This window comes from Rhodococcus sp. O3, assembly GCF_048897285.1.
Classification (GTDB): Bacteria; Actinomycetota; Actinomycetes; order Mycobacteriales; family Mycobacteriaceae; genus Rhodococcus.
Genome location: NZ_JBMBTE010000001.1, coordinates 34,858 through 61,807, shown reverse-complemented (window position 1 = coordinate 61,807; position 26,950 = coordinate 34,858). Strand labels below are relative to the sequence as shown.

The following is a 26,950-nucleotide window of genomic DNA, read 5'->3' as shown; positions in this document are numbered from 1 at the left end:
TTTCAGAATGAGGTCCGCAGTCGCCTCAAACAGATGATGCTGCATGCCAGTTCGAGCAATCCCTGATGGATGTCGGCTCGTACCTCGGAACGTGTTCGTAGGCGCTTGAATTGGTGCAGCCAAGCGAAGGTCCGCTCGACGACCCAGCGAACCTTGCCGAGACCGGAACCATGCGCGGCACCTCGGCGGGCGATCATCGGTGTGATCCCTCTTCACGGAGGAGGTTGCGGTACTTGTCGTAGTCGTAGTCGTAGTCGTAGTCGTAGCCGCGGTCGGCGAACAACCTGCGGGGACGGTTCCGCGGCCGGCCGCGGCGGTCTCGGATTGGTGGGATCGCCTCCACGAGCGGCATCAACTGTGTGACGTCGTGCTGGTTTCCGCCGGTCAGGGACACTGCCAGCGGTGTGCCGTGCCGATCGACGATCACATGATGCTTGCTGCCGAGGCGGGCCCGATCGACCGGCGAGGGGCCAGTGTGATCCCCCCTTTGAGGGCTCGCACGTGCGAGCCGTCGACGGCGACATCGTCCATCTCGAGCAACCCGGCCGTCCGCAGCTCGGCGAGCAGCATTTCGTGCAGTCTCGGCCACACCCCGGCTTCGGTCCACTCCCGCAACCGGCGCCAGCAGGTCACCCCGCTGCACCCGACCTTCTCCGCCGGCACGTCCCGCCACGCGACATTGGTCCGGAGGACGGAGATGATGCCACCCAGCGCAACCCGGTCCTCGACCGGCTTGCGCCCTGGGAATCGATACCGCCGGGCAGGCCTGGGCGGGAGCAGCGGAGTTACCCGATCCACAAATCATCAGGAACAAGATCAACAGGCACTCGGTGCACCCTGCCGAAAACGCTGCCGGTACGCCATCTGCCACGCCGAACTCATTCTGAAACGGTCAGTTAGCCATGCTCTGCTTCCTTTTCTCCGATGTGGTTGTGGCTGATCAGTGTTCGTAGACCGGAACGGTTGTGCCGGCGGGGACGATCTTCTTGTCGAATTGGGCTTGCTCGATCAGTGCGGTGTCGCAGAACTCGAGCATCGATGCGATCTTGTCGTCGCGAACGGTGACGATCCAGCAATACTGGTTCTTGTATTCAACACCGTTGCGTCCCATGCCATCCGATCGGCAGAAGACGACGACGCGGTCGTCTTCGAGTGAGAGCACGTCCTCGACTTCGAGCGGTTTGATCCCGTACTCCTGGCTCAGTCCCTGGACCGAGGGGCCTTCTCGCTCCTCGCCGCGGAAGTTCGCGCCGAGGAAGTCGTTCTGGATGGATTCGAGTCCGTGGTAGGTGCCGGAGATCGGTGTCGAGCCGATGAGCGTCCACGTGGCGTCGGGATGGAAATACTTGGTGAACGCACCGCCGACCTCCTCCGAATCGCCGCGGGTGGCGGCGAGCCAGTTCTGGACGACCTTCTTTTCCTTGCTTCCCATGTTCGTACTCCGTGTTCTCCACAGCGTATGCATGTGGCGGGGTGGGTTCCGCGGACGGCTCCGCAGGTGGAGGATGTGCCCGTCGAGGGGATCGGATCGGAGTTCGCCGTCCGCGATACTCGGCGACGCTGAAGGTCCCGAGCTTGTGACGTGCATCACCATAGCAGGAATGCCAAGGGAGTCAACGGGAACGGGCGCCGCTCCCGGAGGAGCAGCGCCCGTGTGTTGGGTCTATCCGAGTGATCTGGGGGGATCGAGGGTGCGCAGTGCCGCGAGGAAGCGCTCGGGGATCGCAGCCTTGGTGCCGTCCGGGTTCCGGACGGCGAACGTCATCCTGCCCTGTGCGACCAGTTCGTCGCCGCGCTCGAAATCGAATGCGAGGGTGTAGGAGGTGTTGCCGATGCGGTCGAGTGCGACCGTGCACGTGAGTTCGTCGAACACTTGGCAAGTGCGGATGTATTGGCATTCGGATTTCAGACCGACGGTGTAGACGCCGACGGTCTCGAGCAGGGTGTGGCTTTCGAGGCCGAACGAGTGCAGCCACACGCTGTAGGCGCGCTCCATCCACGGATAGTTGATCGCGAAGTACGAGATGCCCACGGCATCGCAATCTCCGTAGGACAGTCGAAACCGCTGCTGGGTGACAGGCGCCGTGGTCGAGATCATTTCTTCGGTCATCACGGGTGCCCCCCGTCGACGGTGAGGATCGATCCGGTCGTGAAACTCGAGGCGTTACTTGCGAGGTAGAGTGCGGCGCCGACGATCTCGTCCGGCTGCCCGCCACGTTTGGCGGCGAAACCCTGCGCGCGCTTGCGGAAGGCCTCCATGTCCCAGGAGTTGCTCACATCCGTCAGGAATGTGCCGGCCATGATGGCGTTGCTGCGAACCTTGGGACCGAACGCGTGCGCCATGCCGATCGTCACGGCGTTCAGGCCTGCCTTGGCTGCGGCGTAGGGGAGGATGTCGGGTCTCGGATGGACCGATCCGGCGCTGGAAATATTGATGATGGACCCGCCGTCGCCCTCGGCCATTCGAGTTCCGACGAGTGCGGCGAGCCGGAACGGTCCCTTCAGGTTCACTCCGATCACCTTGTCGAAGAGCGTTTCGGTGACGGTGTCGAGGCTGTCGTACAACGGGGACATCCCGGCGTTGTTGACCAGGACGTCGACCTTCCCGAAGTGGGCGTACACCGCGTCGGCCAGTTCTTCGATGGATTCCCAGCGGCCGACGTGGAACGCGTGCGCCAGGGTCTTGCGCCCGGTCTCGGCGGTGATCTCGTTCGCGGTGGCCTGGCAGGACGCGAGATCGCGGCTGGCGATCACCACGTCGCATCCGGCGCGGGCGAGTCCGAATGCGATGGCACGACCGAGGCCCCGGCTGCCACCGGTGACGATCGCGACGCGGTCGGTCAGATCGAACGCGCGGGTCGGGTCGAACTCCGGAACGGACTTTCCGGTTGACGATTCGGCCATCTTCTTCCTCCACAGATTCCGGTTGACGGGCCATAATTCCTTGTTATTGTGATCATAGATTAGCGGATAGTGATCCAGTTCACGAGTCGATCGGACAACGCGCCTCACCACGTTCCGCTTCGAGCCCGACGGTAGGCCGCTTCGCCAAAAGGAGTACACAGTGAGCAACGACCAGCAGGATCTCTTCACCCTGCCGCAGCGATACCTCGAGCTGCAGGCTGCGGCACGCGAGCTCGCTGCGGACTGCGTCGACATCGCGGCGCGGGCCGACGAGGCCGACAGTTTCGACCCGGACGTACGCAAGCGTCTGGTGGCCTCCCGGCTCACCGAGGTCGTCGTCCCCGCGGCCTACGGGGGCCGTTTCGACAAGGTCGACTCGCTCGCCGTGACCGTCGTGCGCGAGGCCCTCGCCGCCGAGTCCGCACACCTGGACTCCATGTTCGCGATGCAGGGCATCGGCAGCTACGGCATCGGCGTCGGCGGTTCCGAGGAGCTCAAGCGGGAGTGGCTGCCCAAGGTCGCGCGCCTCGACGCTGTCGCCGCACTCGGACTGACCGAGCCGGACGTGGGATCGGACCTGAAGGCTCTGTCGACGACCATCGTCGAGCGCGACGGCAAGCTGATCGTGAACGGCCGCAAGTCCTTCATTACCAACGGTGGCGACGCGGACTTCTACAGCATTCTCGGACGCGAGGGAGACGGTTACTCGCTCGTGCTCGTCCCTGCGGATACAGCGGGCCTGAGCACCGAACGTCCGCACCAGATCATCGCCCCGCATGTGCTGTCCGATGTCGTCCTCGACAACGTCGAGGTTCCGGTCGGCAACCGCATCGGTGAGCCCGGCAAGGGATTCGCGCTGGTGCTGGCAACGCTCGCCACCTTCCGTGTCTCCGTCGCCGGTGCCGCGGTCGGCCTCGCGCAGGCCGCCCTCGACGAGGCGGTGGCTCACGCGAAGACCAGGGAGGGCTTCGGCGTCACGCTCGCCCGACTCGGTTCGGTGCCGGAGCACCTCGCCAAGTGCTGGACCGACATCGAGATGGCCCGCTCCCTCACCTACCGTGCGGCCGCCGCATCGGCCCGCGACGCGCGTGCGAACCTGCATCTGTCGTCGATGGCGAAGGTCGCGGCGACCGAGGTGGCGGCCAGCGTCGTCGATCGCTCGGTCCAGGTCGCAGGACGCTTCGGGCTCGTGCGCGGCGGAAAGCTCGAACGCCTCTACCGCGAGGCCCGGCCCATGCGCATCTACGAAGGTTCGACCGAGGTGATCTTCGATTCGCTCGCCAAGCAACTCGTGCGGGACGCCGGCTAGGCAACCGATCGGACCGGAGGCAACGAGTATGACGAAAGTCGACAAAACGAAGCTCGAGCGGGTGGTCATCCGCTTCGCCGGCGACTCGGGCGACGGCATGCAGCTGACAGGTGACCGGTTCACCGCGGAAGCCGCGGTGTTCGGCAACGACCTGGCCACCCAGCCCAACTTCCCTGCGGAGATCCGCGCGCCCCAGGGCACCCTGCCGGGAGTGTCGTCGTTCCAGATCCAGATCGCCGATCACGATATTCTCACCGCCGGTGACCGTCCCGACGTGCTCGTGGCGATGAACCCCGCGGCGCTCAAGGCGAATGTCGCGGACCTGCCGCGCGGCGGCACCGTCATCGTGAACACGGACGAGTTCACCAAGCGGAACCTGAGCAAGGTCGGGTACACGTCGAATCCGCTCGAGGACGGTAGCCTGTCGGACCTGGTCGTGCACGCGGCGCCGATGTCGTCGCTGTCCGTCGGCGCGGTCGAGCCGGCAGGGCTGAGCCGCAAGGACGGCGAACGGTCGAAGAACATGTTCGCGCTCGGTCTGCTGTCGTGGATGTACAACCGGCCGGTCGCCGGGATCGAGGATTTCCTCCGAACGAAGTTCGCGAAGAAGCCGCAGGTCGCCGAGGGTAATCTGCTGGCTTTCCGGGCCGGATGGAACTACGGCGAGACCACCGAGACGTTCGCGACCACCTACGAGATCACCAAGGCCGATCTTCCGGCCGGAACGTACCGCCAGATCTCCGGAAATACGGCTCTGGCATACGGATTGGTGGCGGCACAGCACCTGTCGGGCCTGGAACTGTTTCTCGGGACGTATCCGATCACGCCGGCCTCCGACATCCTGCACGAGCTGACCAAGCATCGGCGTTTCGGTGTGACCACCTTCCAGGCGGAGGACGAGATCGCCGCCGTCGGTGCCGCGATCGGTGCGTCCCTCAGCGGTGCTCTGGGGGTGACGAGCACGTCCGGTCCCGGGCTTGCCCTCAAGAGCGAGGCCATCGGCTTGGCCGTCATGACCGAGATTCCTCTCGTCGTCGTCGACGTCCAGCGCGGTGGACCGTCCACCGGTCTGCCGACCAAGACCGAGCAGGCAGATCTGCTGCAGGCTCTGCACGGCCGCAACGGCGAATCGCCGGTCGCGGTGATCGCCCCCTTGTCGCCGGCCGACTGCTTCGACACCGCGGTGGAGGCCGCGCGTGTCGCGGTGACCTATCGGACTCCGGTGCTCCTGCTCTCGGACGGCGCTATCGCGAATGGTTCCGAACCGTGGCGTATTCCGTCCGTCGAGGCGATGACACCCATCGATCCGGGCTTCGAGTCCGCGCCGGCGGACTCCGGGGCGTCGTTCCGGCCGTACGCACGTGATCGCGAGACACTCGCGCGGCCGATGGCGATTCCGGGTACTCCGGGACTCGAACACCGTCTCGGCGGCATCGAGAAGGCCAACGGCAGTGGCAACATCTCCTACGAGCCGGCCAACCACGATCTCATGGTGCGGCTGCGGCAGGCCAAGATCGACGGCATCGATGTCCCCGACGCCGTGGTCGATGACCCGTCGGGAGAGGCCGAACTGCTGATCGTCGGCTGGGGCAGCTCGTACGGGCCGATCGGTGAGGCATGCCGAAGAGCGCGCCGCCGGGGAACGAAGGTCGCGCATCTGCAGATCCGGCACCTGAACCCGCTTCCGAAGAATCTCGGCGACGTGCTGAGAAGCTACCGGACGGTGATCGCGCCCGAGATGAACCTCGGCCAGCTGTCGTCCGTGCTCCGCGCGCGCTTCCTCGTCGACATCCAGCCCGTTACCAAGGTTCAGGGCCTGGCGTTCCTGGCGGACGAGATCCTCGACGCGATCGATGCGGCGCTGGCCGGCACATTGCGCGGCTGGGAAGAATCGAAGACCACCACGGCGCTGGCCGAGGCAGAATACCGCGATTCGAGCGGCTGTGAGGAGGAAAACGTATGACCGAGTTGATAAGTCGCGTGGGAGTGGATCTCGGTCTCAGTGCCACGGCGTTCGTTCCCCGGACCGACACACCGCAGAAGGCCAAGGACTTCACGAGCGACCAGGAGGTCCGCTGGTGTCCGGGCTGCGGCGACTACGTGATCCTGGCGGCCATCCGCAATTTCCTCCCCGAGTTGGGATTGCGCAGGGAGAACATGATGTTCGTCTCGGGAATCGGCTGTTCGAGCCGATTCCCGTACTACCTCGAGACCTACGGTCTGCATTCGATCCACGGCCGTGCGCCGTCCATCGCGACCGGACTGGCCGTCATGCGCCCGGACCTGTCGGTCTGGGTGGTCACGGGTGACGGCGACGCCCTGTCGATCGGCGGCAACCACCTCATCCACGCGCTGCGCCGCAACGTGAACATGAACATCCTGCTGTTCAACAACAGGATCTACGGCCTCACCAAGGGGCAGTACTCGCCGACCTCCGAGGTCGGGAAGGTCACCAAGTCGACACCGATGGGGTCGGTGGACCATCCGTTCAACACGATGTCGCTCGCACTGGGCGCGGAGGCGACGTTCGTCGCCCGGGCGCTCGACTCCGATCGCAAGGGGTTGACGGAGGTGTTGCGGCAGGCTGCCGAGCATCGCGGTACCTCGTTCGTGGAGATCTACCAGGACTGCCCGATCTTCAACGACGGCTCGTTCGACGTGCTGCGCAAGGACGACGCCGAACAGCGAGTCGTGCCCGTGCACCACGGAGAGCCGATCGTCTTCGGCGCCGAGGGCAGGAAGTGTGTCGTGCGGGACGGTTTCGGTCTGCGGGTCGCCGACACCGATACCGTCTCACCCGAGGACATCGTGGTCCACGACGCACACTCGGATGATCCCGAGTATGCGTTCGCGTTGTCGCGGTTGTCGGATCAGGACCTCGAACACACGATCTTCGGTGTGATCCGGTCGGTCCACCGGCCTTCCTACGACGATCTGGTGCGCGAGCAGAGCGATTCGGCTCGCACCGGCCGCGCCGGTGACGGTAAAGCGTTGCAGGAGTTGCTCACCGGATCGGACACCTGGACGGTTTCGGGCTGAGCCGGACGCCTCGGGCAGCGTTCCCGGCCGTCACGCCTCGGGCCTAGACAATGCGCATGATTAGTATAGAGTGATGGTTGTCACATCTCATCACTCCTTGATCCTTCGTCGGTAGGAGCAGTAGCAATGTCGCTCAGGAACGAGATCGAAAACGCCCTCGCCCGATACGCCCTCGCGTACGACGACGGTGACATGGACGGCGTCGAAACAACTTTCGGCGAGCAGGCGATCTTCACCATGCGTATCGGCGAGGGGGAACTCGTCGGCCCGCTCGAGGGTCGTGACGAGATCATGGGTCTGTTCCGCGGTGCGCACGAGTCCCAGTCCGATCAGCGTCGCCACATCACCACGAACCTGCTGGTCGACGAGATCGACGAGAAGAACGTGCGCACCGTGTCGTACCTGCTCATCACGTCCGCGGCGGACGGGACGCTGACCGTCCTGACCACGGGCAAGTACGAGGACGAATGGACCAAGGCGGGCGGCGAGTGGGTGCTGGCGAAGCGTCACATCGCACTCGACCTTCCTTACTGATCTCAACTGGGAGACATTGTCGATGACGATGAATCAGGGTCTCATCCCCGCCAAATGGGCCGCACTCACCCCGAACAAGATGGCGGTATACGACGTACCGAACAACCGGCGGATCAGTTTCGCCGAGCTCGACGAGAGGGTGCGCCGTCTCGCGAACGGTCTGCGGGCGCTCGGTCTCGAGAAGGGCGACCGCGTCGCGGTTCTCACCAAGAACAGCATCGAGTTCCAGGAGCTCTTCTTCGCCGTCGGCCGGGCAGGACTCATCCTGCAGCCGCTCAACTGGCGACTCGCGGACACCGCCCTGCTCGAACTGATCGCCGATGCCTCGCCGCGAGTTCTCATCACCTCCAGCGAATTCCGTGCCACTGCCGAAGAGCTGACCCGGGTCGCGAACGTCGACCATTGGCTCGAATTCGGGCCCGGCGGCGCGGGCACGTACGAAGACATGCTTGCCGCTGCGAGCACCGACGAACCGATCTGGACGCCGACTGTCGGCAACGACGATCCCTTCTTCATCCTCTACACCGGGGGCACGACCGGACAATCCAAGGGCGCGTTGCACTCCCATGCCAGCGCGGCCGCCGGCATGCTCAATCAGACGGTGGCCGAACGGGTCGTCCCGTCGGACGTGTACATGCTCACCGGGCAGATGTATCACATCCCGGTGGTGCTCTCGATGAACTACATGAAGCACGGTTGTCCTGTCGTACTGGTCAACTTCCAGGCCGAGCAGGCCCTCGGGATCATCGAGCAGGAAAGGGTGTCGGCGTTCCTCGGCATCACTACGATGCTCAACTGGATGATGGCCGTCGAGGGCTTCGATCGATACGACCTGTCCAGCCTGCGGAATATCCAGTACGGTGGCGGTCCGATGCCGTCTGCGATCGTCCGGCAGGCGCTGGACGCGTTCCCCTGCACCCTCATTCAAGGCTACGGTCAGACCGAGGGAACGACGATGTCGTTCCTGTCGCAGGAGGACCACCTCGATGCGGTGAAGGGCATCAACGAACATCGCCTCAGGTCCTGTGGCCGTGAAGGTTTCGGCACCACGATCCGTGTCGTCGATTTCGACGGGACGGAGGTGCCGCGGGACGGTAAGACCCCCGGCGAGATCGTCGTCCGCTCCGAAGCCAACATGCTCGGCTACTGGAACAAGCCCGAACTGACCGCCCAGACGCTGCGCGACGGCTGGATGTGGACCGGAGACGTCGGGGTCTGGGACGAGGAGCGCTACATCTACATCGTGGACCGCGCGAAGGACATGATCATCTCGGGCGGGGAGAACATCTACAGCATCCAGGTCGAGGAAGCGATCGGCGCACACCCCGCGGTGCTCGAATGTGCCGTCATCGGAATTCCCGACGACGAGTGGGGCGAAGTTGTCAAGGCCGTCGTGGTACTCAAGCCCGGGCACACCGCCACCGAGCAGGAGATCATCGACACCGCCAAACGTAATCTGGCCTCGTACCAGAAGCCGCGGTCGGTGGACTTCGTCGATGCCCTGCCGAAGGCTCCTACCGGCAAGATCATGAAACGCGATCTGCGGGAACCGTACCTCGACGCGGCGGCCGCCCGATGACGGTCGGCACGGAGCGCAGGGCACCGAGCGAATCCGAGCTGGACGCTCTGATCGGTACTTCCTTTCCCGGCGGGGAAGCCACGCTGGAACCGTGGTGGGTGCACCTCGTGCTCGACAGCATGCTCGCCGACCCCGCCGACGGCGGCGCACACCCCGTGCTGGTGTTCCTCGTCGCAACGGGGTCCATGGGCTGGAGCTGGGACGAACTGTTCGCGTTGTTCGGCGCCTCCGACGCCGACGGTCCGATGGCAGGGGAGACCGACACCGTGGTGTACAGCCCGCTCCGGGTGGGTGGCACCTACCGGGTGTCGGGTCAGATCGTCTCCGCCGTCCGCAAGGTCGGACGGCGTACCGGCGTATTCGACATCGTCGGTTACCGGCTCGACCTGCACGACAGCGACGGTGCGCACTGCGCCTCGACCACGAACTCGATCGTCTTCCCTCGCAGAGGTGAAAAGCTGTGATACCGACAGTCGGCCAGCAGATTCCGGTGAGGATCATCGACTCGGTCGATCCCGCCCGCATGAAGACACTCTCGGCGCTCATGCGCGACCCGAATCCCATCCACTTCGACCGATCCGCGGCGAGCGGGCTCGGTCTCGGTGATCGCACCGTCAACCAGGGGCCGAGCAACATCGCCTACGTGATGACCATGCTCGGAAACTGGGCGGGAGGCGTCGACCGCATCACCCGATACCGGTTCCGATTCCTCGGCAACGTCTTGGAAGGTGATCGGCTGCAGGCGTCCGGCACGGTCACTGCAGTCGACGAGACGCCCGAGGGCCTGCTCGTGCAGTGCGACCTCGCACTCGACGTCGTCGGCGGCGCGCGCGTCCTGGAAGGGACGGGTACGGTTCGCCTGCCCGCCGACAACTGACCGCCCTCGAACCCCATCACCAGGAGGACATCATGGCCGGACGTACAGCAGGCAAGATCGCGTTCATCACGGGAGCTGCCCGTGGTCAGGGTCGCTCCCACGCGATCCGTCTCGCGGAGGAGGGCGCGGACATCATCGCCGTCGACATCTGCGAGAACATCGACTCCGTCACTCCGTACTACGATCTCGCGACCGAAGCCGACCTGGACGAGACCGTGCGCCTGGTCGAGGGACTCGGCCGCCGCATCGTGGCCCGCAAGGCGGACGTCCGCGACCGGACCGGCCTGCAGAAGGCGCTCGACGACGGCATCTCGCAGCTCGGAGGAGTCGACATCGTGGTCGCGAACGCGGGCATCGCCACCTACGGTCTGTCCTGGGAACTCACCGAAGAGCAGTGGCGCGACATGATCGACGTCAACCTCACCGGCGTCTACAACACGGCCGCGGTGGCGATTCCGCGGATGATCGAGGCCGGGCGCGGCGGATCGATCATGTTCATCAGCTCGATCGGTGGACTCAAGGGCGTTCAGCACGTGGGGCACTACGTGGCGGCGAAACACGGGATCGTCGGACTCATGCGCACGATGGCGAACGAACTCGGGCCCCACAGCATCCGGGTCAACACCATTCATCCCACCAATGTCGATACGACGATGATCCAGAATCCGGGTACGTACGCCATGTTCTCTCCCGACGACCCCGAACCGACCCGGGAAAAGGCGATGCCGGGATTCATGTCGCTCAACACGCTGCCCGTCCCGTGGGTCGATCCGGTGGACATCAGCAACGCGGTACTGTTTCTGGGCAGCGACGAAGCGCGCTACGTCACGGGTGTCACATTTCCGGTCGACGCCGGCGCATACGTCAAGTAGGTCGAACAGTGGCCGTAGGTATCGACGACAACGAAGACCTCACGTCGCTGCGTGTGGACGCACGAACGCAGGACCTTCTCCTCGACGCGCAACGCGAATGCACCTTCGCGTTCGCGACGAAGGAAGGATGGCCGGCGGGTGTCGTGATGAGCTATCTGTATCGGGACGGCGCCTTCTGGCTCACCGCGGCGGCGGGTCGCACCCATGTACTTGCCGCCCAACGCGATCCGCGTGTGACGCTCGTCGTGTCCAACGCCGGTACCGATCTGCCGGGGCGCAGGATGCTGGCCGTCCGCGGGCGCGTCGTGGTCCACACGGACGCGGAAACCAAACGGTGGTTCTATCCGGCGTTCGCGAAGCGCCACGCCCCTGATCACCCCGAAGCCTTCCGGCAACTGCTGGACAGTCCCAATCGTGTAGTTCTCGAGGTACGTCCCGTGCGTATCGCCGTCAGCCACGACTCCACGAAGATGCCCGGTGACGGCCGCGGCGGTGGGACCGGAACACGACCGACCAGAAAGTGATCGCCATGTCTGCGGATTCCAACAACGACTACTCGCACCTGTTGTCCCCCTTCCGGATCGGGCCGATGGAGCTGAAGAACCGTGTAGTGCTGCCACCGCACGCTTCTGCGATCGGCAACATCTTCGGCACGGACGAGGAAGCCGAGCGCAACCTCGCCTACTACGTCTCCCGCGCCCGGGGCGGTGCGGCGTGGTTCGACAGTCTCAGTGCGTGGGTTCCGAACACGGGAGTGATCCCGGGATTCGAACCGACGGGTGTCGGCGCGACCGTGCAGGGGCACTACAGCCTGCCGTTCTTCGTCGAACGGGTGCAGGCCTATTCGGATGCGCTGCATGCCGAGGGCGCGGTCGCCACGGGCCAGATGGTGCATCAGGGCGGCATGCCGCACGGTGCGTCGCCGGTGCTCAGCGCCCCGGTGGTCAACAACATTCCGCACCAACTCAACCGCGAGGAGATCGCGTACTTCGTCGGGCAGTACGAGTTCTGTGCCCGGCAAGCGCAGGCGGCCCGGCTGGACGGTGTCGAACTCCACATGAACCACGACGATCTGCTCGAGTACTTCCTCTCGCCGCTCACCAACAAGCGCGACGACGAGTACGGCGGGTCCATCGAGAATCGCTGTCGGTTCCCTGTCGAAGTGCTGCGCGCGATTCGAGACGTGATCGGTTCGTCGATGGTGATCGGCATCCGCCTCAACCTGCGTGAGGAGGTGCCCGGCGGCTACGACGTCGACGGAGCCATCGAGATCGCCCAGTACCTCGAGAGCACCGGCTTGGTCGACTATTTCCACGGTGTGGTCGGAAGCCCTTGGGGCAACCCGTCGTACATTCAGCCGCACTTCTTCGAGGCAGGCCAGTGGGCCGAGCTCGCAGGCCGGTTCAAGCGCGCGATCTCGCTGCCGGTCGTGCACACGGGCCGCATCAACCACCCGGATGTGGCCGAACGGATCCTCGCCGAGGGGCACGCCGACGTGGTGGGTATGGCTCGGGCGCACATCGCGGAGCCGGACATCATCGAGAAGACCCGCACCGGTCGAGTCGAGGAGATCCGGCCGTGTGTCGGTGGCAACGAATGCATCAGCCGACGCTACGTCGAGGGCTTGCCGTTCGGATGTGCCGTCAACCCGGTCACGAGTAACGAGGTCGACGGTCCGTGGCCGACGGTCACCGACCCCAAACGGGTACTCGTCGTCGGTGGTGGGCCTGCGGGGATGGAATTCGCGGCGCTGGCCCGCGAGAAGGGTCATGATGTCGAACTGTGGGAGTCGTCGAATGTGCTCGGTGGTCAACTGCGCACTGCGATCAATGCACCCACCTACGACATGTTCGAAAAGTACCTCGGTTGGCAGCAGCGCCGCCTCGAACGCGTCGGCGTCAAGATCGAATACGGCCGCACTGCAACGCAGCCCGAGATCGACGAGGCCGGTTTCGACGTGGTCGCGGTCGCGACCGGGTCGACCCGCCGAATCCCGGACATCCCGGGAGTGTACGGCGACAACGTTGCCGACATCCGCGACGTTCTCACCGGGGAGGCGAAGGTCGGCAAGCGCGTGCTGATCGTTGCACAGGACGATCACATGCCGCCGCTGTCGCTGGCGGACTACCTCACCGAGCGCGGCACCGAAGTCACCATCGTGTATGCGACGCAGGTGGCCGGTCAGCTGCTCGGGCGGTACATCGTGGGCGGAATCCTCGGCCGTCTCGACGAGAAGGGTGTGCAGTACCGCTTCATGGAGGACGTCGTGGAGATCACCCCGACGGGCGTGATCACCCGCAACGTCTATTCGGGTCGCACCTACGAGGTGGACGGCTTCGACAACGTCGTGCTCGCGTGCGGCGGGATCGGCGACGCAGGGCTGTACGAGAGCCTGAAGAACGGGCCTGCGGCGGCCGGCGACCGCGAAGTCCACATCCTCGGTGACGCCTACGCTCCGCGCCGGCTGGTGTTCGCCACTCGTCAGGCATACGCGCTGGCCAAGCTGGTCTGAGTGCAACGAGCGCCCGGCGACCGCGACCGGGACGCAGGATCGGTCCCTCCTTCCGTTCTCCGACGGAGAGAGGGGCCGATGCCTGTCCGGGGTGAGGCAGGCGGCTCTGTCGAATCCCTGCACGAGACGGCGTCGTCGAATCCCTGCACGAGACGGCGTCGGGATCGGTATCCGCAGCGAACCTCGGGGCGCGGGACGCGAGAACGCCGGGTGACCGCTGATGCGATCACCCGGCGGCGGTGGATCTGTGTCAGGACTGGAGGACGAACCCCTTGTAACCGGCGTTCCGGACTTCGTTCCAGGTCTCTTCGTAGAGCACGATGCCACCCGCGTACGGCATGAAGATCTGCGGTTTGCCCTCGATGTTCGCGCCCCGGTACCACGATCCCGACTCGCCCTGCGGCCACAGCGTCGTGTTGGCGATCTCCTCGACGGTCTCCACCCATGCCTCCTGAGCGTCCTCGGTGGCTTCGATCGTCGTGATTCCGTTGTCGCGCATGTGGTCCATCGTCTCGACGGTCCACTCGACGTGCTGCTCGATCGCCGTGACCATGTTGGCGAGTACGGACGGGCTGCCGACGTTGGCGATGATGAACATGTTGGGGAACCCCGCTGTACCCAGTCCCAGATGCGTCTTGGGGCCTTCGGACCATGCCTCGCTCAGCGGGCGGCCGCCGCGGCCTCGAATGTCCATCGAGGTGAATGCCCCGGTGAATGCGTCGAAACCGGTTGCCAGCACGATGGCGTCGAATTCGTACTCGGTCCCGTCGGCGAGGCGCATACCCTTCGCGGTGAAACCCTCGAGCTGCTTCTTGCGGAGGTCGACGAGTTCGACATTGTCGCGGTTGAACGTCTCGTACCAGTCGGTGCCGACGACGGGACGCTTGGCTCCCATCGGGTAACCGTACGGCTTGAGGCTGTCGGCCGTGTCCGGGTCGGTGACGATCTCGTCGATCTTGGAGCGGATGAAGTCGGAGACGGCATCGTTGGCCTGCTGATCGACCATGAGATCGGCGAAGGCACCCAGGAAGGCGATTCCGCCACCTTCCCAGCGCTTCTCGAACTCGGCGCGACGTTCTTCGTCGCTCACCTCGAACGCGGTCTTCGGGTTGTCGTCACGAATGCAGCCGGCAGGCACGGACCGTGCGAGACGGCGACGCTCACGGTAGCCGGCCTTGATGTCGGCGACGTACGCCGGATCGAGCTTGTGGTTGCGTGCGGGGATGACGAAGTTGGCGGTTCGCTGCAGCACGGTCAGCCGGCCGGCCTGCTTCGCGATCTCCGGAATGACCTGGACGCCCGACGAGCCGGTACCGACAGCTGCGACCTTCAGGCCCGAGAGATCCACACCGCCCTCGGGCCACGAACTGGTGCGGTAGACGGGCCCGGTGTAGTTCGCCAGGCCGGGCACGTCCACATCCTTCGGGACGGAGAGACATCCGACCGCCATCAGGCAGAACTTGGCGACATAGGTCTCGCCGGTATCGGTGCGCACGGTCCACTTCTGCGTATCGTCATCGAAATGTGCTTCGGTGACCGTCGTTTCGAGACGGATATCGCGCCGGAGGTCGAAGCGGTCGGCGACGTGCGAGAGGTACGCCTGCAGTTCGGGCTGCGAGGGATAACGCTCGGACCACTCCCATTCCTGCTCGAGGTCCTCGTCGAATCCGAACGAGTAGTCGTGGCTGTCGACGTCGCAGCGCGCGCCGGGGTAGCGATTCCAATGCCAGGTGCCACCGACTTCCTTGCCCTTGTCGAGCGCGATGGCGGTGTAGCCGTGCTTGCGCAGCTTCCACAAGAGGTAGAGACCGGCGAATCCGGCTCCGACCACGACTGCGTCGACTTCGGAAGGGGTGGAGTGTGCGGTGGCCGCGTGTACAGAGTTCATCTGGATGCCTTTCCTGGATGTCGGATGCGAAGGCGTGCGGTGAAGTTCGATCGAGGTTTGGGGTTCCGGATATGCGGGGCGTCGTGAGCCGGACGGGATTTGTGGCGCCCTCGCGATTCACCCTGTGATCGCCACCACATTATCAATGCATATGGATATAATCAATGGCGTTATCCGCTGTCGATCACCGGTCCGTACCGTCCCGGTTCGGTCGGCACCATCGCGCTCGGCGATCCGCCGAGAGGCAATCACAGGAGGAACCGTGTACCGACTCGTCGCTATCTACAACCACCCCGAGAATCCCGAGAAGTTCCTCGATCACTACGAGAACGTCCACGCAAAGCTCGCCCTCGACCAGAAGGGCATTCGGAATTTCGAATGGGGCGTGTGCAGCACGGCCGACGGGTCCACTCCCCCGCACTTCCTCGTCGCAATCTGCGACTGGGACAGCAGGGAAGCCATGCTCGAGGACATGGCGTCGCCCGCAGGCCAGAAGGGTGCGGCCGACCTCGAGAACTTCGCGCAGGCCGGCGTCTCGTTCGACTTCTACGAGATCAACAAGGGCATCTAGGCACGTGAATGCGGCTGTGGGGCAACAATTAACGATTGATGCCCCACAGCCGTGGCGAGCAGTGGCGCCGCCGTCAGGCGTCGAAACCGTCCATCTGCGGGGTCGTCAGAGCCGTGATCACACGTTCGGCGATCTTCCACCCCTCCGCCGTCCGTACGTACCGGTCGGTGTTCAGCGCGATCGCCTTGATCGCCGCACCGTTCTTCATCTCCGCCTCGGAGAAAACGTAATTGGTGCCGGTGGCGTTGTCGTCGTCCTGGAAATCGATGATGTGGTTGGTGATGATGTGGAACTGCTTCTCCACCGCCTCGGCGTCACGCTCGAAGAAGTCGAGCAGTTGCTCGTGGCCCTCGTAGCGGGTCAACCCGACCGCGCTGGCATCCCACGCGCCGTCCACGGAGAACGCGGACAACGTCTCCTTCGGATCGAACCGATCGAGACCACGCGCATACAGATGCGTGATCCGGGTGATCTCGGCGATGTCACCGCTTCTGTCGTTGATCGACATATCTTCTCCTGTCAGGGAATCAGGGAACGGAAGGCAACTCGATCTGTTCGAGATCTGCCTTGATCTGTAGAGCCAGGTACTTGTTGTAGACGCGGGCCATCGTCAGGTTGCCGCCGCTGATCCAGAAACCGTCGTGCCCGGACCGCCGCCACACCGATCGAATCTCGCCCTCGTCGTCGAGTCCCCACACGGGTCCGCACTTGTCTGCCACTGCGTTGCCCAGGACTCGGCGAGCGGTCTCGTGGATCCCGCGGAATCCGGTAGCGAGCACCACCGTATCGGCGGGAATCCGTCGGCCGTCGCTCAGTTCCAGACCACCCGGGGTGAAGCGCTCTACCGCCCCGGCGACCACTCCGATCTCGCCGTCCGCGATGAGCCTGGCCGCCCCCACATCGATGTAGTAGCCGCCGTTTCGGGTGAGGAACAGGTTCATCGCGCCCATATCGTCGTCACCGAGGTTGTGCCGGAACCCACGCGCAGTGAGTCCGTCGAGCATCTCCCGGTCACGTTCTGCCATGAGCGCCACCGCTTTTCGCAGACCTTGCTGCGCCGACGCATCGAACCGCGGGAACGACGCCCCGACGAGGTCGGCGAGCTCGGTGGGTGGCGAGTCCTCGCCGTATACGGGTTCGAGCATGACGTCGACCACCGTCGTGCCACCCACTACGTAGGTCGGCCCGCGCTGCACCAGTGTGACGTTCGCGCCCGAGTTGTACAGGTCCTGGGCGATGTCGTGACCGCTGTTGCCCGTCCCGATCACCACTACCGAAATGCCGGCGCGTGCCCGATCGGTGCTGTACTGACCCGAATGCAGCAGTTCGCCGCGGAATGTGTCGGTGCCCTCGATCTCCGGAACGAGCGGTTCGGTGCCGCTGAGTCCGGTGGCGAGCACCACGTGCCGAGGCCGGACGGTGCGGGTCCGCCCGCCGCGGTCCAGGCGGACCTCCCACGTTCCGTCGGCCGTGTCGTAGGTGCTCGACGCGACCTCGGTCCGGGGCCATACGTTCAACTCGAGTGCCTGCGCATACAGTTCGAGCCAATCGCCCATCTTGTCCTTCGGCGTGAAGACCGGCCAGGTGGGCGGAAACGGCATGAAGGGCAGATGATTCGCCCACACCGGATCGTGGAGCACGAGAGAGTCGTAACGGTTGCGCCAATTGTCGCCGACCCGGGCGTTCCGGTCGACGATGAGGGTCCGGATCCCGAGTGACGTCAGGTGCGCGGCGAGACCGAGACCCGAATGCCCGGCACCGATGACGAGAACATCCGGCTCGATGTCGTCGAAGTCGAGTTCGCGGGCCCGCTTCGCACCCCAGTGTTCGAGGGTGCGCTCATCGGGGGCGGGCGCCCCCTTCGGCCGTCGGCGTCCGATCGCCGGTTCGTGCCCCTTCAGGGCGTCGAGTTCGGTGAGCAGCGCGGTCGCCCGCCATGCTCCGTCTTCGCCGGGCGTCAGCCTCGCCACCGCACGGACACGGCCGAGGCGGGTGGTGAGACCGAACAGTATCTGTATCACCGGCCGGTCGGATTCGCCGGACAACAACGCCGGCGGAACCCGAGAGTCGAGTCCGAGGCCGGTGACGTCGAGGGTTCCCGCGGTAGTGATCATCGGTCCGATGGCGTCGGCGGCGTACAGACTGCGCAGGTCCCCGCTGAACGCGAGCAGGTCACGCCACCACGCGTCGACTGCGAATATTGTTGTGTAGGAGTCGGTGTCGCCCTCGCGCAGAATGCGCCCGAGTGTATCGAGCCACTGGTTCGCAATGAGGGGAAGGTCGGTTTCCGAGGCCATGATCTCTCTCTCGTCCTGAGCGGTCATCGAGTCGTGTACCCGGCGTCGACCTTCAGTTCGGTGCCCGTGACGTAGCGGGCTTCGTCGGAAGCGAGGAACAGCACGGCGTTGGAGATGTCGATCGGCTCGACCCACGGGACCGGTATGGCGTTGGTAGTCGCGAAAATCGGTGCCGCCTGTTCCTGCGTGGGATGTTCCACGTCCGGAAGGAACAACCGGAAGCACGACTCGTTGAGGATCATGTCGGTGGCAACGCCGGTGGGATGCACCGTGTTCACGCGGATTCCGTGTGGTCCCAGTTCCAGGGCCAGCGTGCGCATCAGGCCGACGACGGCGTGCTTGCTCGCCGTGTAGGGAGCGACATTGGGTGTGCCCTTGATGCCGGCCGACGAGCTGGTGATGATGATCGAGCCGCTGCCCTGTTCGACGAGTTGCGGGGTGACGGCCTTGCACGTGTGCCACACACCCTTGAGGTTGATGTCGAGCACATCGTCCCAATCGCTCTCGGTCACGAGGTGTGTGGGCTCGCCGAACAGGAAGATTCCCGCGTTGGCAACCACGGTGTCGATCCGGCCGAACTCGGCGATCCCCTCCTGAACCACCGCTGCGACCGCATCGAAGTCGCGGACGTCGGCGGTGCGGGCAAGGATCTTGCGTCCGCGGGACTCGACTTCACGCACTGTCTCGGCGAAATCGTCCTCGGTGGCGCTGGGATAGAACCGCTCGACGGTTTCGATGGTGCCGGCGATGTCGAGGGCGATGATGTCGGCACCTACCTCGGCGAGCCGGATGGCGTGGCTGCGGCCCTGCCCGCGCGCGGCTCCGGTGATGAAGGCGACCTTGTCTGCTACCCGTCCTGCCATGACTGCTCCTTCAGCGCGGACGGTGGAACTCCGATCCGCGGTAGGTGTTCCAGGTGGATGCCGACTCCGGATAATCGGCGTCGGAGTATCGAGTCTGTGGCCACCGAATCCGTTTGGTGGTACGGAAACTCGAGGCCATCGATTCGAAAGGTAGCGCATACATGAAGGACACGGAGCGTCTTTCGAACAACCACCGTCCGTCCACCTTCGTGTAGCGGTCGCGGTAGCGGAACGCGGTCAGCATGAGGGTGTCGTGCACGGCGAGTTCCGCGTGCCCCGTCATGATCCCGGTGGCCTGAGAATCGTCGAGGAGCGTGACGAGATGAATCTCGGGCGTGTGCAGCATCGTGTGGTAGCGGTCCATGCTGTCGACATAGAACGGTCGAATCTCGTCGCGGCCCTGTAATGCACGGCCCGCGACTTCGAAGACTCCGTCGTCGGTGAACATCGACAGTACGGATTCGATGTCGTGATCGTCGACGGCGAGTGCGTATCGTCCTGCAAGGTCCCGAATCTCGTCTTTCGCGACCAGTTTCGCGATAGCAGCGGAATCCTGTGCGGTGAGAGCGGACATTGTCATCGGCTGAGCTCCTGTGGTGGGAATGCGCTCGGGCCGGGGCAGAGCAAGGCTCCACCCCGGCCCGAATCGAATCCGTTGTGTCGTTGTCGAATCCGACAGGTGTTGCGGACTATTCGTCGTACATGATGACGCCGCGGATGTTCTTGCCCTCGCGCATGTCCTTGAACGCGGTGTTGATGTCCTCGAGCTTGTAGGTCTTGGTGATCAGTTCGTCGAGCTTGAACTCGCCTCGTCGGTACATGTCCGTGATGAGGGGGATGTCGCGACGCGCGGTGGTGGAACCGTACAGGGTGCCCTGCAACCGCTTGCCGGACATGGCGAAGGTGAACAGGTCGAAGGGAACGTCGCGCTGGGTGACGGGTGCCGCGGAGGTGAGCACCAGGGTGCCGCCGCGTCGCGTCATCTCCTGCGCCGGATTGAGGAGGTGACCGTAGGCGATGTCGACGGTGATGATGACGACGTCGGCGCCCTGACCGTTGGTGAGGTGGTCGACGACCTCGCGGCACTGGTCGAAGTTCTCGACGGTCTGGGTCGCACCGAATTGCTTGGCCATGTCGCGCTTGAACTCGACCGGGTCGATCGTGACGATGTTCTTCGCGCCCTTGTGGCGCGCTCCCTGAACGGCATTCATGCCGACGCCGCCGGTTCCGATGACGACGACGGTGTCGCCGAGCTGGATGTCCGCAGCGTAGACGGACGAGCCCCAGCCGGTGGGCACACCGCAGCCGATGAGCGCAGCCTTGTCGAGCGGGATGTCCTTGTCGATCTTGACGCACGAGTCGATGTTGACCACGACATACGGCGAGAAGGTGCCGAGGTAGGAGAAGGGGCCGACGCCCTGGCCGCGGGCGTGGATGCGGTGGGTGCCGTCGGGCGCGAATCCGCCGAGCACGCCGGCGCCGCGCTCACACATGTTGGACCTGCCGATGGTGCACATGCGGCAGCTGCCGCAGGAGGGCAGGAACGATAGAACGACGTGGTCACCGACCTCGAAACCGGTGACGTCGGGACCGAGTTCCTCGATGACCCCGGCACCTTCGTGTCCGCCGATGATCGGAGCCCAGTCGAGTGGGATGTCGCCGGTATCGACATGGTCGTCGCTGTGGCAGATGCCGGAGGCTGCCAGCTTGACGCGAACCTCACGGCTCTTCGGGGGATCGATCTCGATTTCCTCGACGCTCCAGCCGGACTTGGTGCCGGGCTCCCACAACAGTGCTCCGATGGTCTTCATGTCGTCTCCTCACGGTGAACGGGGAAGATGCGCGTGGCGTCGGTGCGGTACCGACGACTCCAGCGTCTGTGATCGTTATCACCATAACCATATGCATGAATAGACGCAATCGCTGGAGGGCATCATTTCTGATCCCGGCGTGTCCCCCGAGGGTGGCGTCTCGGGAGCCGCCCCGAAAAGAACTGGCCCGCACCGGATCACCGGTACGGGCCAGTTGTTGTCGGATGTCGTCCGAGGTGAGGTTCAGCCGCCGAGGGCCTGATTCCAGGGCAGAACCTGCTGCAGCACCTCAGGGAACTTGCGCTCGGCGTAACGCGCGTACTCCTTGATGTGATCACGCATGCGGTCTTCGGACAGGTCGGTGTCGTGATCGCTCAGTGCGTCGTAGATGCTGATGTGTGCCTTGAGTGTGGCCTTCCGCAGTGTTGCGGGGTGGTCGACCCCCATCACGGTTCCGCCGGTGATCCGCATGAGGGCGTCGGTCATGTAGCCGAAGAGAGCGTTGCCGGTGGACCAGGCGATGATGTCGTGGAACTGCTTGTTGGTCTCGAGGAACGTATCGATATCCGCCGTCTCCACGGACTGCTGCATCCGGTCGACGGAGTCCTTGAGTTCGAGCAGTTTGTCTTCGCCGATTCGTTCGGCGGCAAGGCGGCACACGACGGGTTCGAGCGCTGTCCGCGCCTCCACGATCGTGCTGAGCGAGGCATTCTGCAGTTGCATGAGCAGGATGATGGTGCTCGCAAGGTGGGATGCGTCGGGGTCCAGGAGAACCGGGCCGCCCTTCGGTCCGGGTTTGAAGGTGAGCATCCCCTGGAATTCGAGAAGGCGCAGTCCTTCGCGGAGGGTGCCGCGACCGATCTGGTACTCCTCCAGCATCGCCTTTTCCGGAGGCAGCAGATCTCCGGGTTGCAGGCCCTTCCGGGCGGTGTCGCGAACGATCTGCTGGGCGACGACCAGCGACGTCTTCGGACCTCTCGACATTGCGGTCACGGAACCCTCCTCAGCCTCTGACTCCCCGGTCTGGGTCGACGCGGAGGTCCACCTCGACGAAGCCGGTCGGCCCGCCGTACTCCGCATCGGCTGGGCGTCGACGTTAGCCGTTACGGAGAGTGCACAGACCCTATTGTGCACCCTAATGTGCACATTCATACTCACGATTTGTGTGATGCTCGTTATTCTGCAGGCGGGAACTGCGGCGCCCTCTTCTCCAGGAACGCTCGAGCTCCCTCGATCATGTCGTCGCTGCCGATGGCCTGCACCAGCATGCCGAGTCCGTTACTGAACGAATCGCGGGCGGAGTTCCACCACAGGTTCGAGTTGACCTTGGTGATCTCGAGGTAGCGCGGGCTGAGGAGTTCGAACTCGCGGCACAGCGACCGGACGTGGTCCTCGAGGATCTCGTCGTCGACCACCTCGTTGACGAGCCCCATCTCGTAGGCGCGCTCGGCCGGGTAGCGACGGCACAGCATCGAGAGTTCTTTCGCTCGCTTCTCTCCGATCTGCACGCCCATCACGTTCGTGGCGCCCGTAACAGGAGAGCTTCCGACCCGAGGGCCGGTCTGGCCGAATGTCGCCGAACGCGCGGCAACGGCGAGATCGCACGCGACCACGAGCTCGTTGCCGCCCCCCGCGGCTGCGCCGTTGACGGCCGCAACGACCGGGCGGGGGCACGAGCGGATCGCGTCGAACAGTGCCAGGGAGGATCGGTAGAGATGCCGAAGATCCGTGACGGTCGGTTCGCTCAGCTGGCCGAGGGAGCCGCCTGCGCAGAAGCTTCCGCCCGAGCCGGTGATGACGATCGAGCGGTACCGGTTGGCGTCGTGGAGTGCCTCGACGATCGTCGAGCACATGTCGGGATCGAAGGCGTTTCGCCGTTCGGGTCGATTGAGGCGTATCCACAGGCTCGAATCGATGGATTCGATCACGACGCTCGTGGTGGTGGCGGGGGTGCTCATCGCAGGTCCTTCGTTCGATGTCGCCCGTGCACGGGGCCTGGAAGGTGAAGCTTGTCCGGGACGTCCTCCTTCGGGTGGGAGACGTACCTTCACGTTATAATGGTTAGCATCATTTTCTCCATCAGGGAACTGTAGTGCGGGATTCGGCGGCGGTTGTCCACGACGGCCGCCGGTCCAGGAAGGGGCGCGATGCTCACGGGTCGGGCGCCGAAGGCCGCGATGGTGGTGGCGCAACAGATAATCAAGGACGCCGGCCGTGCGCATCTGTCCGCCGGTGATCTGCTCCCCTCGGAGCGGGCGATGCTCGAGCAGTACAGGATCGGCCGGGGAACATTGAGAGAGGCGCTGCGCCTGCTCGAATTCCAGGGCGTGATCGAACTCAGGCCCGGGCCCGGGGGCGGGCCGGTCATGACGGACCCCGACGCCTCGCACCTGGCCAGCTCGTTGATACTCCTCATGCAGCTCAACGATGCGCCGTTCGGTGTCATCGTCGAAGCCAGGGCCGCGCTCGAGCCGATGATCAGCCGGCTGGCGGCCGAGCGGATTTCGGCTCGGACCCTGGTGGAGCTCGGGGACAACGTCGACCGGATGCGCGGGTCTCTGAACGACCGGCACGAGTTTCTCGAAGCGAACAAGCGCTTCCACGATCTGATCGCATGGTCGTCGGGTAACCCGCTGTTCGGGTATCTGGCCGATTCGCTGCTGGGCATCATGGACGGCACAGCGATCGGAATCGATTACCCACCGCACCATCGTGAAGCCATCCTCGATGCCCACGCGCAGATCTACGAGGCGCTCGTGGCCCGAGATCCGATCGGATCGGAAAGGTGCATGCGCGAGCACATCGATGCCTACCGGCGCTATGCGGAGAGAAAGTATCCCGACCTGCTCGGCCAGGTGATCCCGTGGGACCGAACTCTGGGGTAGGTCCCGGGTCGGCGTGCTCCCGGGAGCGGCGCGAACAAGGCAGGGAAGGAACTCCGGTGAGGAGTTCCTTCCCTGTTTCGTCGTGGTCGCGCAGGTTCAGTCGGTGACGACCGAGATTGCTCGCTCCGGGCAGGACGCGGCGGCGTCGCGGGCGGCCTGTTCGTTCGCAATGTCGTCGCCCCCGGGGAGGACATACGCATGGCCGTCCTCGTCCCGCAGTGCGAACACCTGGGGCGAGGTCATGAAGCACAGCCCGTGGCCCTGGCAGTGATTCTCGTCTACGACAACCTTCATGGTTGCTCCTTCCATCGTGCGGGCATCTCGGAATGCCGTCTTGTTGAACTTTCGATCGGATGGCTGGGCTGGCGATGTGACCTACGCTACTCTAGCATCTGTTATAACCATTAGCAGAAGATCCCTGATTCAGAGCAGGAGGGTTCACGCGATGGAGAATCGCACCGGTTGCCCTGTCATCGATTTCGACCACAACTCGCAAGAGCATTCCGCCGATCCGGTGGCGTCGTACCGAAAGGTGCGTCAGAACGAGCGGGTCGCATGGACCGAAGCGCACGGTGGGTATTGGGTACTCGCCGACTACGACTCGGTCTTCGAGGCCGCACGCGATGACGAAACGTTCTCGTCTGCGCGGACGGAACATGGGGGAGAAGGGCTTTCGGTCGTAATCCCCAAGACGCCGATGCACTTCCACATTCCGATCGAGCTCGACCCGCCCGAGTTCCGCAAGTATCGAAAGATCGTCAACCCGATCACCGCTCCGGCCGCAGTCGAACGTATGAAGGCGCTCGTCGACCGGCACACGGCCGGCTTCATCGACAGTGTGATCGAGGATGGCCGCTGTGACCTCACGTCGGTCATCTCCGTGCCGTCCATCGTCACCGTGGACTGGCTCGGACTCGACCTGGCCGACTGGAAGCGCTATTCCCACGCGCACCACCAGGCACTGGCCGGTATTCCGGGAAGCGACGACTACCGGCACGCGATGGAGGTCGAATTCCCCTACCTGGGTGAGCGCATGCGCGAAACGATTCGAGCACGCCGCGAGAAGCCCACCGACGACATCATCAGCTATCTGGTGCAGCAGGAAGTGGACGGTCGTCCTCTCGACGACTTCGAGATGTATGCGATCGTGGATCTGCTGCTCGCCGGCGGCGTCGGCACCACCGCGTCGCTCGTGAGCCAGGCTCTGGTGTGGCTCGCCGAGCATCCATCCGTGCGGCAGCGACTCATCGACGACCCCAGCCTGATGGATCATGCTGTCGAAGAGTTTCTGCGCTACTTCTCTCCGACACAGGCGCTCGCCCGCACCGTCACCAAGGATGTCGAATTCCAGGGATGTCCCATGCGGAAGGGCGACCGCGTCCTTCTGTCGTGGTCGTCGGCGAACCGCGACGAGAAGTTGTTCGAGAACCCGGACGAGATCGACATCGACCGCTGGCCGAATCGGCACACTGCATTCGGAATCGGCGTACACCGTTGTGCAGGTTCACATCTCGGTCGTTACATGTCGAGGACTCTGATCAGTCAGATCCTGGAGAGGATGCCCGACTACGAGGTCGACTTCTCCGCGCTCGAGCGGTACCCGCACCAGGGCACCAACATGGGCTGGCAGCGGATCCCCGCGACGTACACGCCGGGGCCTCGGGTTCTGGCCGACTACACCCTCTACTGAGGGCTGCTGCACCGGAACGGCCGGAACGCATCTCCGTCCGTAGAGGAAATCGAACAGGCAGGGGAACGACGTGTTCGTCGGAAGAAGGATTCTGGTCGTCGGGGGTGGGCTCGCGGGATTGCGGGCGTGTGAGGCATTGCGCGCCGAAGGATTCGACGGCGAGATCGAATTGCTCTGTGGTGAAGAAGCGCCGCCGTACGATCGCCCGCCGTTGAGCAAGGCGGCCCTGGCCGAGCGGCGTGACACGACGTTCGACGTGGACTACGACGGCCTGGGGATCGGCGTCCGGCTCGGGGTCCGGGCGACGGGCTTGGACCGCGAGCGACGTCTCGTTCTCACCGAGGACGGAGCACATCCGTACGACGCTCTGATTATTGCCACCGGCGCCGCGCCGGTTGTCCTCCCCGGTTCGGGCCGGCAGCACGTGCTGCGGACCGCCGCCGATGCGGATATGCTACGTGCCGAGCTTCGGCCTGGAACCCGCCTGACGCTCGTCGGAGCCGGTTGGATCAACGCCGAGATTGCCACCACAGCAAACACTCTCGGATGTTCGGTGACGGTCCTCGAGGCGGCCCCCGCCCCATTGTGCGAACCGCTCGGGTTCCAAGTCGCGCAGCGCATGCTGCCGTGGTGGGACCGAACCGATCTACGGTGTGGCGTCGCGGTCGCCGAGATCACCGAGGGCGGACCGGTCCTCACGGACGGCACGCTCGTCGAATCCGACGTCGTCGTCATCGGTATCGGTGTCCGGCCGGATGTCGCGTGGCTCGCCGAATCCGGCCTCGCGGTCGACCGGGGAGTGGTCGTCGACGAGTCCCTCCGTACAGCCGATCCGGTGGTGTTCGCTGTCGGTGACGTCGCGGCGCGATGGTCGCCGCGTTATCGCAGCAGGATCGTCGGACAGCATTGGGACGACGCGCGGACGGGGCCGGCAACGATCGCTGCGGCTCTCCTCGGGCAGGACTCCGGATCCGTCTTCGACCCCGTCCCCTACTTCTGGAGCGATCAGTTCGGCCACAAGGTCCAATTCGTCGGGCACCGAAGCCCATCCGATCGGATGATCTTCCGTGAGGGCCGCGACGGAAAGTGGGGCGCGGCATGGATCGACGACTCCTCCAGACTGACCGCCCACCTGTCCGTCGACTCCCCCCGTCACATGGTGCAGGCCCGCATGGCGATCGACCGCGGTGTCGTCGTCGAGCCCGACGTGATCGGAGATCTGGACGTACCACTACAGCCGGCGGCCCTGCCCACGCCGTAAATACCTCGTCAATCATCGAGTCAGCCGCGCCCGCGCACGGCCGAGTGAGGAACGAAAA

At 64.5% G+C, this 26,950-nt stretch carries 26 protein-coding genes and 1 pseudogene; 14 read left to right on the top strand and 13 right to left on the bottom strand.

Annotated elements, in window-relative coordinates:
• Positions 1–2: 2 nt before the first annotated feature.
• From ACN675_RS00295 to ACN675_RS00280, 4 genes and pseudogenes are all read right to left on the bottom strand, one after another.
• Positions 3–827, bottom strand: a pseudogene (locus ACN675_RS00295) (IS5 family transposase).
• A gap of 113 nt (positions 828–940) precedes the next feature.
• Entirely contained in the window at positions 941–1,432 is a 492-nt protein-coding gene (locus tag ACN675_RS00290) for a nuclear transport factor 2 family protein (protein WP_420748997.1), read from the bottom strand.
• 231 nt (positions 1,433–1,663) lie between these two features.
• The gene (locus ACN675_RS00285; protein WP_420748996.1) at positions 1,664–2,110 is read right to left on the bottom strand and encodes an acyl-CoA thioesterase; all 447 of its coding nucleotides are present in this window, start codon (positions 2,108–2,110) and stop codon (positions 1,664–1,666) included.
• Entirely contained in the window at positions 2,110–2,904 is a 795-nt protein-coding gene (locus ACN675_RS00280) for an SDR family NAD(P)-dependent oxidoreductase (RefSeq protein ID WP_420748995.1), read from the bottom strand. The genes ACN675_RS00285 and ACN675_RS00280 overlap by 1 nt, the downstream gene beginning before the upstream one ends.
• 160 nt (positions 2,905–3,064) lie before the next feature.
• Between ACN675_RS00280 and ACN675_RS00275 the strand changes: the two genes are divergently transcribed.
• From ACN675_RS00275 to ACN675_RS00230, 10 genes are all read left to right on the top strand, one after another.
• Positions 3,065–4,213 (top strand): acyl-CoA dehydrogenase family protein, encoded by a 1,149-nt coding sequence (locus ACN675_RS00275; RefSeq protein WP_420748994.1) that lies wholly within the window; start codon positions 3,065–3,067, stop codon positions 4,211–4,213.
• A 28-nt stretch (positions 4,214–4,241) separates the two neighbouring features.
• Positions 4,242–6,176, top strand: coding sequence for a 2-oxoacid:acceptor oxidoreductase subunit alpha (locus tag ACN675_RS00270; RefSeq protein WP_420748993.1), 1,935 nt, complete (start codon positions 4,242–4,244; stop codon positions 6,174–6,176).
• The gene (locus ACN675_RS00265; RefSeq protein ID WP_420748992.1) at positions 6,173–7,252 is read left to right on the top strand and encodes a 2-oxoacid:ferredoxin oxidoreductase subunit beta; all 1,080 of its coding nucleotides are present in this window, start codon (positions 6,173–6,175) and stop codon (positions 7,250–7,252) included. Before ACN675_RS00270 ends, ACN675_RS00265 begins: the two co-directional genes overlap by 4 nt.
• Before the next feature lie 126 nt (positions 7,253–7,378).
• Positions 7,379–7,786 (top strand): nuclear transport factor 2 family protein, encoded by a 408-nt coding sequence (locus ACN675_RS00260; RefSeq protein WP_420748991.1) that lies wholly within the window; start codon positions 7,379–7,381, stop codon positions 7,784–7,786.
• Between the two features lie 22 nt (positions 7,787–7,808).
• A complete protein-coding gene (locus ACN675_RS00255; RefSeq protein ID WP_420748990.1) occupies positions 7,809–9,365 on the top strand; it encodes an AMP-binding protein in 1,557 nt (518 codons plus the stop codon).
• Complete coding sequence (locus tag ACN675_RS00250; protein ID WP_420748989.1) at positions 9,362–9,829, top strand: hypothetical protein; 468 nt, start codon at positions 9,362–9,364, stop codon at positions 9,827–9,829. The genes ACN675_RS00255 and ACN675_RS00250 overlap by 4 nt, the downstream gene beginning before the upstream one ends.
• On the top strand, positions 9,826–10,242 hold the full coding sequence (locus ACN675_RS00245) for a MaoC family dehydratase (RefSeq protein ID WP_420748988.1): 417 nt from the start codon (positions 9,826–9,828) through the stop codon (positions 10,240–10,242). Before ACN675_RS00250 ends, ACN675_RS00245 begins: the two co-directional genes overlap by 4 nt.
• A gap of 32 nt (positions 10,243–10,274) precedes the next feature.
• The gene (locus ACN675_RS00240; RefSeq protein ID WP_420748987.1) at positions 10,275–11,114 is read left to right on the top strand and encodes a mycofactocin-coupled SDR family oxidoreductase; all 840 of its coding nucleotides are present in this window, start codon (positions 10,275–10,277) and stop codon (positions 11,112–11,114) included.
• An 8-nt stretch (positions 11,115–11,122) separates the two neighbouring features.
• Complete coding sequence (locus ACN675_RS00235) at positions 11,123–11,638, top strand: pyridoxamine 5'-phosphate oxidase family protein (protein WP_420748986.1); 516 nt, start codon at positions 11,123–11,125, stop codon at positions 11,636–11,638.
• A 5-nt stretch (positions 11,639–11,643) separates the two neighbouring features.
• Entirely contained in the window at positions 11,644–13,626 is a 1,983-nt protein-coding gene (locus tag ACN675_RS00230) for an FAD-dependent oxidoreductase (RefSeq protein ID WP_420748985.1), read from the top strand.
• 250 nt (positions 13,627–13,876) lie between these two features.
• Here the strand turns inward: ACN675_RS00230 and ACN675_RS00225 are convergent, their stop codons facing one another.
• Positions 13,877–15,514 (bottom strand): flavin-containing monooxygenase, encoded by a 1,638-nt coding sequence (locus ACN675_RS00225; RefSeq protein ID WP_420748984.1) that lies wholly within the window; start codon positions 15,512–15,514, stop codon positions 13,877–13,879.
• 262 nt (positions 15,515–15,776) lie between these two features.
• Between ACN675_RS00225 and ACN675_RS00220 the strand changes: the two genes are divergently transcribed.
• Positions 15,777–16,085 (top strand): EthD family reductase, encoded by a 309-nt coding sequence (locus ACN675_RS00220; protein WP_420748983.1) that lies wholly within the window; start codon positions 15,777–15,779, stop codon positions 16,083–16,085.
• Positions 16,086–16,158: 73 nt separating this feature from the next.
• Here ACN675_RS00220 and ACN675_RS00215 read toward each other — a convergent pair whose 3' ends face one another.
• The 7 genes from ACN675_RS00215 to ACN675_RS00185 all read right to left on the bottom strand — a co-directional run bounded on the left by ACN675_RS00215 (position 16,159) and on the right by ACN675_RS00185 (position 23,014).
• Positions 16,159–16,593: a nuclear transport factor 2 family protein gene (locus tag ACN675_RS00215; RefSeq protein WP_420748982.1), complete on the bottom strand. Its 435-nt coding sequence runs from the start codon at positions 16,591–16,593 to the stop codon at positions 16,159–16,161.
• Positions 16,594–16,612: 19 nt separating this feature from the next.
• Positions 16,613–18,409: a flavin-containing monooxygenase gene (locus ACN675_RS00210; RefSeq protein ID WP_420748981.1), complete on the bottom strand. Its 1,797-nt coding sequence runs from the start codon at positions 18,407–18,409 to the stop codon at positions 16,613–16,615.
• Positions 18,406–19,245 carry a mycofactocin-coupled SDR family oxidoreductase gene (locus ACN675_RS00205; RefSeq protein ID WP_420748980.1) on the bottom strand — a complete coding sequence of 280 codons (840 nt, stop codon included), beginning with the start codon at positions 19,243–19,245 and terminating at the stop codon, positions 18,406–18,408. Before ACN675_RS00205 ends, ACN675_RS00210 begins: the two co-directional genes overlap by 4 nt.
• Before the next feature lie 10 nt (positions 19,246–19,255).
• On the bottom strand, positions 19,256–19,825 hold the full coding sequence (locus ACN675_RS00200) for a nuclear transport factor 2 family protein (protein WP_420748979.1): 570 nt from the start codon (positions 19,823–19,825) through the stop codon (positions 19,256–19,258).
• A gap of 109 nt (positions 19,826–19,934) precedes the next feature.
• Positions 19,935–21,056, bottom strand: coding sequence for an NDMA-dependent alcohol dehydrogenase (locus tag ACN675_RS00195; RefSeq protein WP_420748978.1), 1,122 nt, complete (start codon positions 21,054–21,056; stop codon positions 19,935–19,937).
• A 243-nt stretch (positions 21,057–21,299) separates the two neighbouring features.
• Positions 21,300–22,040, bottom strand: coding sequence for a FadR/GntR family transcriptional regulator (locus tag ACN675_RS00190; protein WP_420749124.1), 741 nt, complete (start codon positions 22,038–22,040; stop codon positions 21,300–21,302).
• Between the two features lie 191 nt (positions 22,041–22,231).
• Positions 22,232–23,014: an enoyl-CoA hydratase/isomerase family protein gene (locus ACN675_RS00185; protein ID WP_420748977.1), complete on the bottom strand. Its 783-nt coding sequence runs from the start codon at positions 23,012–23,014 to the stop codon at positions 22,232–22,234.
• Positions 23,015–23,203: 189 nt separating this feature from the next.
• On the opposite strand from ACN675_RS00185, the gene ACN675_RS00180 reads away from it, so the two are divergent.
• Positions 23,204–23,941 carry a FadR/GntR family transcriptional regulator gene (locus ACN675_RS00180; protein ID WP_420748976.1) on the top strand — a complete coding sequence of 246 codons (738 nt, stop codon included), beginning with the start codon at positions 23,204–23,206 and terminating at the stop codon, positions 23,939–23,941.
• A 96-nt stretch (positions 23,942–24,037) separates the two neighbouring features.
• Here the strand turns inward: ACN675_RS00180 and ACN675_RS00175 are convergent, their stop codons facing one another.
• Entirely contained in the window at positions 24,038–24,250 is a 213-nt protein-coding gene (locus ACN675_RS00175; RefSeq protein WP_269437595.1) for a ferredoxin, read from the bottom strand.
• A 136-nt stretch (positions 24,251–24,386) separates the two neighbouring features.
• Here ACN675_RS00175 and ACN675_RS00170 point away from each other — a divergent pair, with 136 nt between their 5' ends.
• Positions 24,387–25,631 carry a cytochrome P450 gene (locus ACN675_RS00170; RefSeq protein ID WP_420748975.1) on the top strand — a complete coding sequence of 415 codons (1,245 nt, stop codon included), beginning with the start codon at positions 24,387–24,389 and terminating at the stop codon, positions 25,629–25,631.
• A 70-nt stretch (positions 25,632–25,701) separates the two neighbouring features.
• Entirely contained in the window at positions 25,702–26,892 is a 1,191-nt protein-coding gene (locus tag ACN675_RS00165; protein ID WP_420748974.1) for an NAD(P)/FAD-dependent oxidoreductase, read from the top strand.
• The last annotated feature ends 58 nt before the right edge of the window (positions 26,893–26,950 follow it).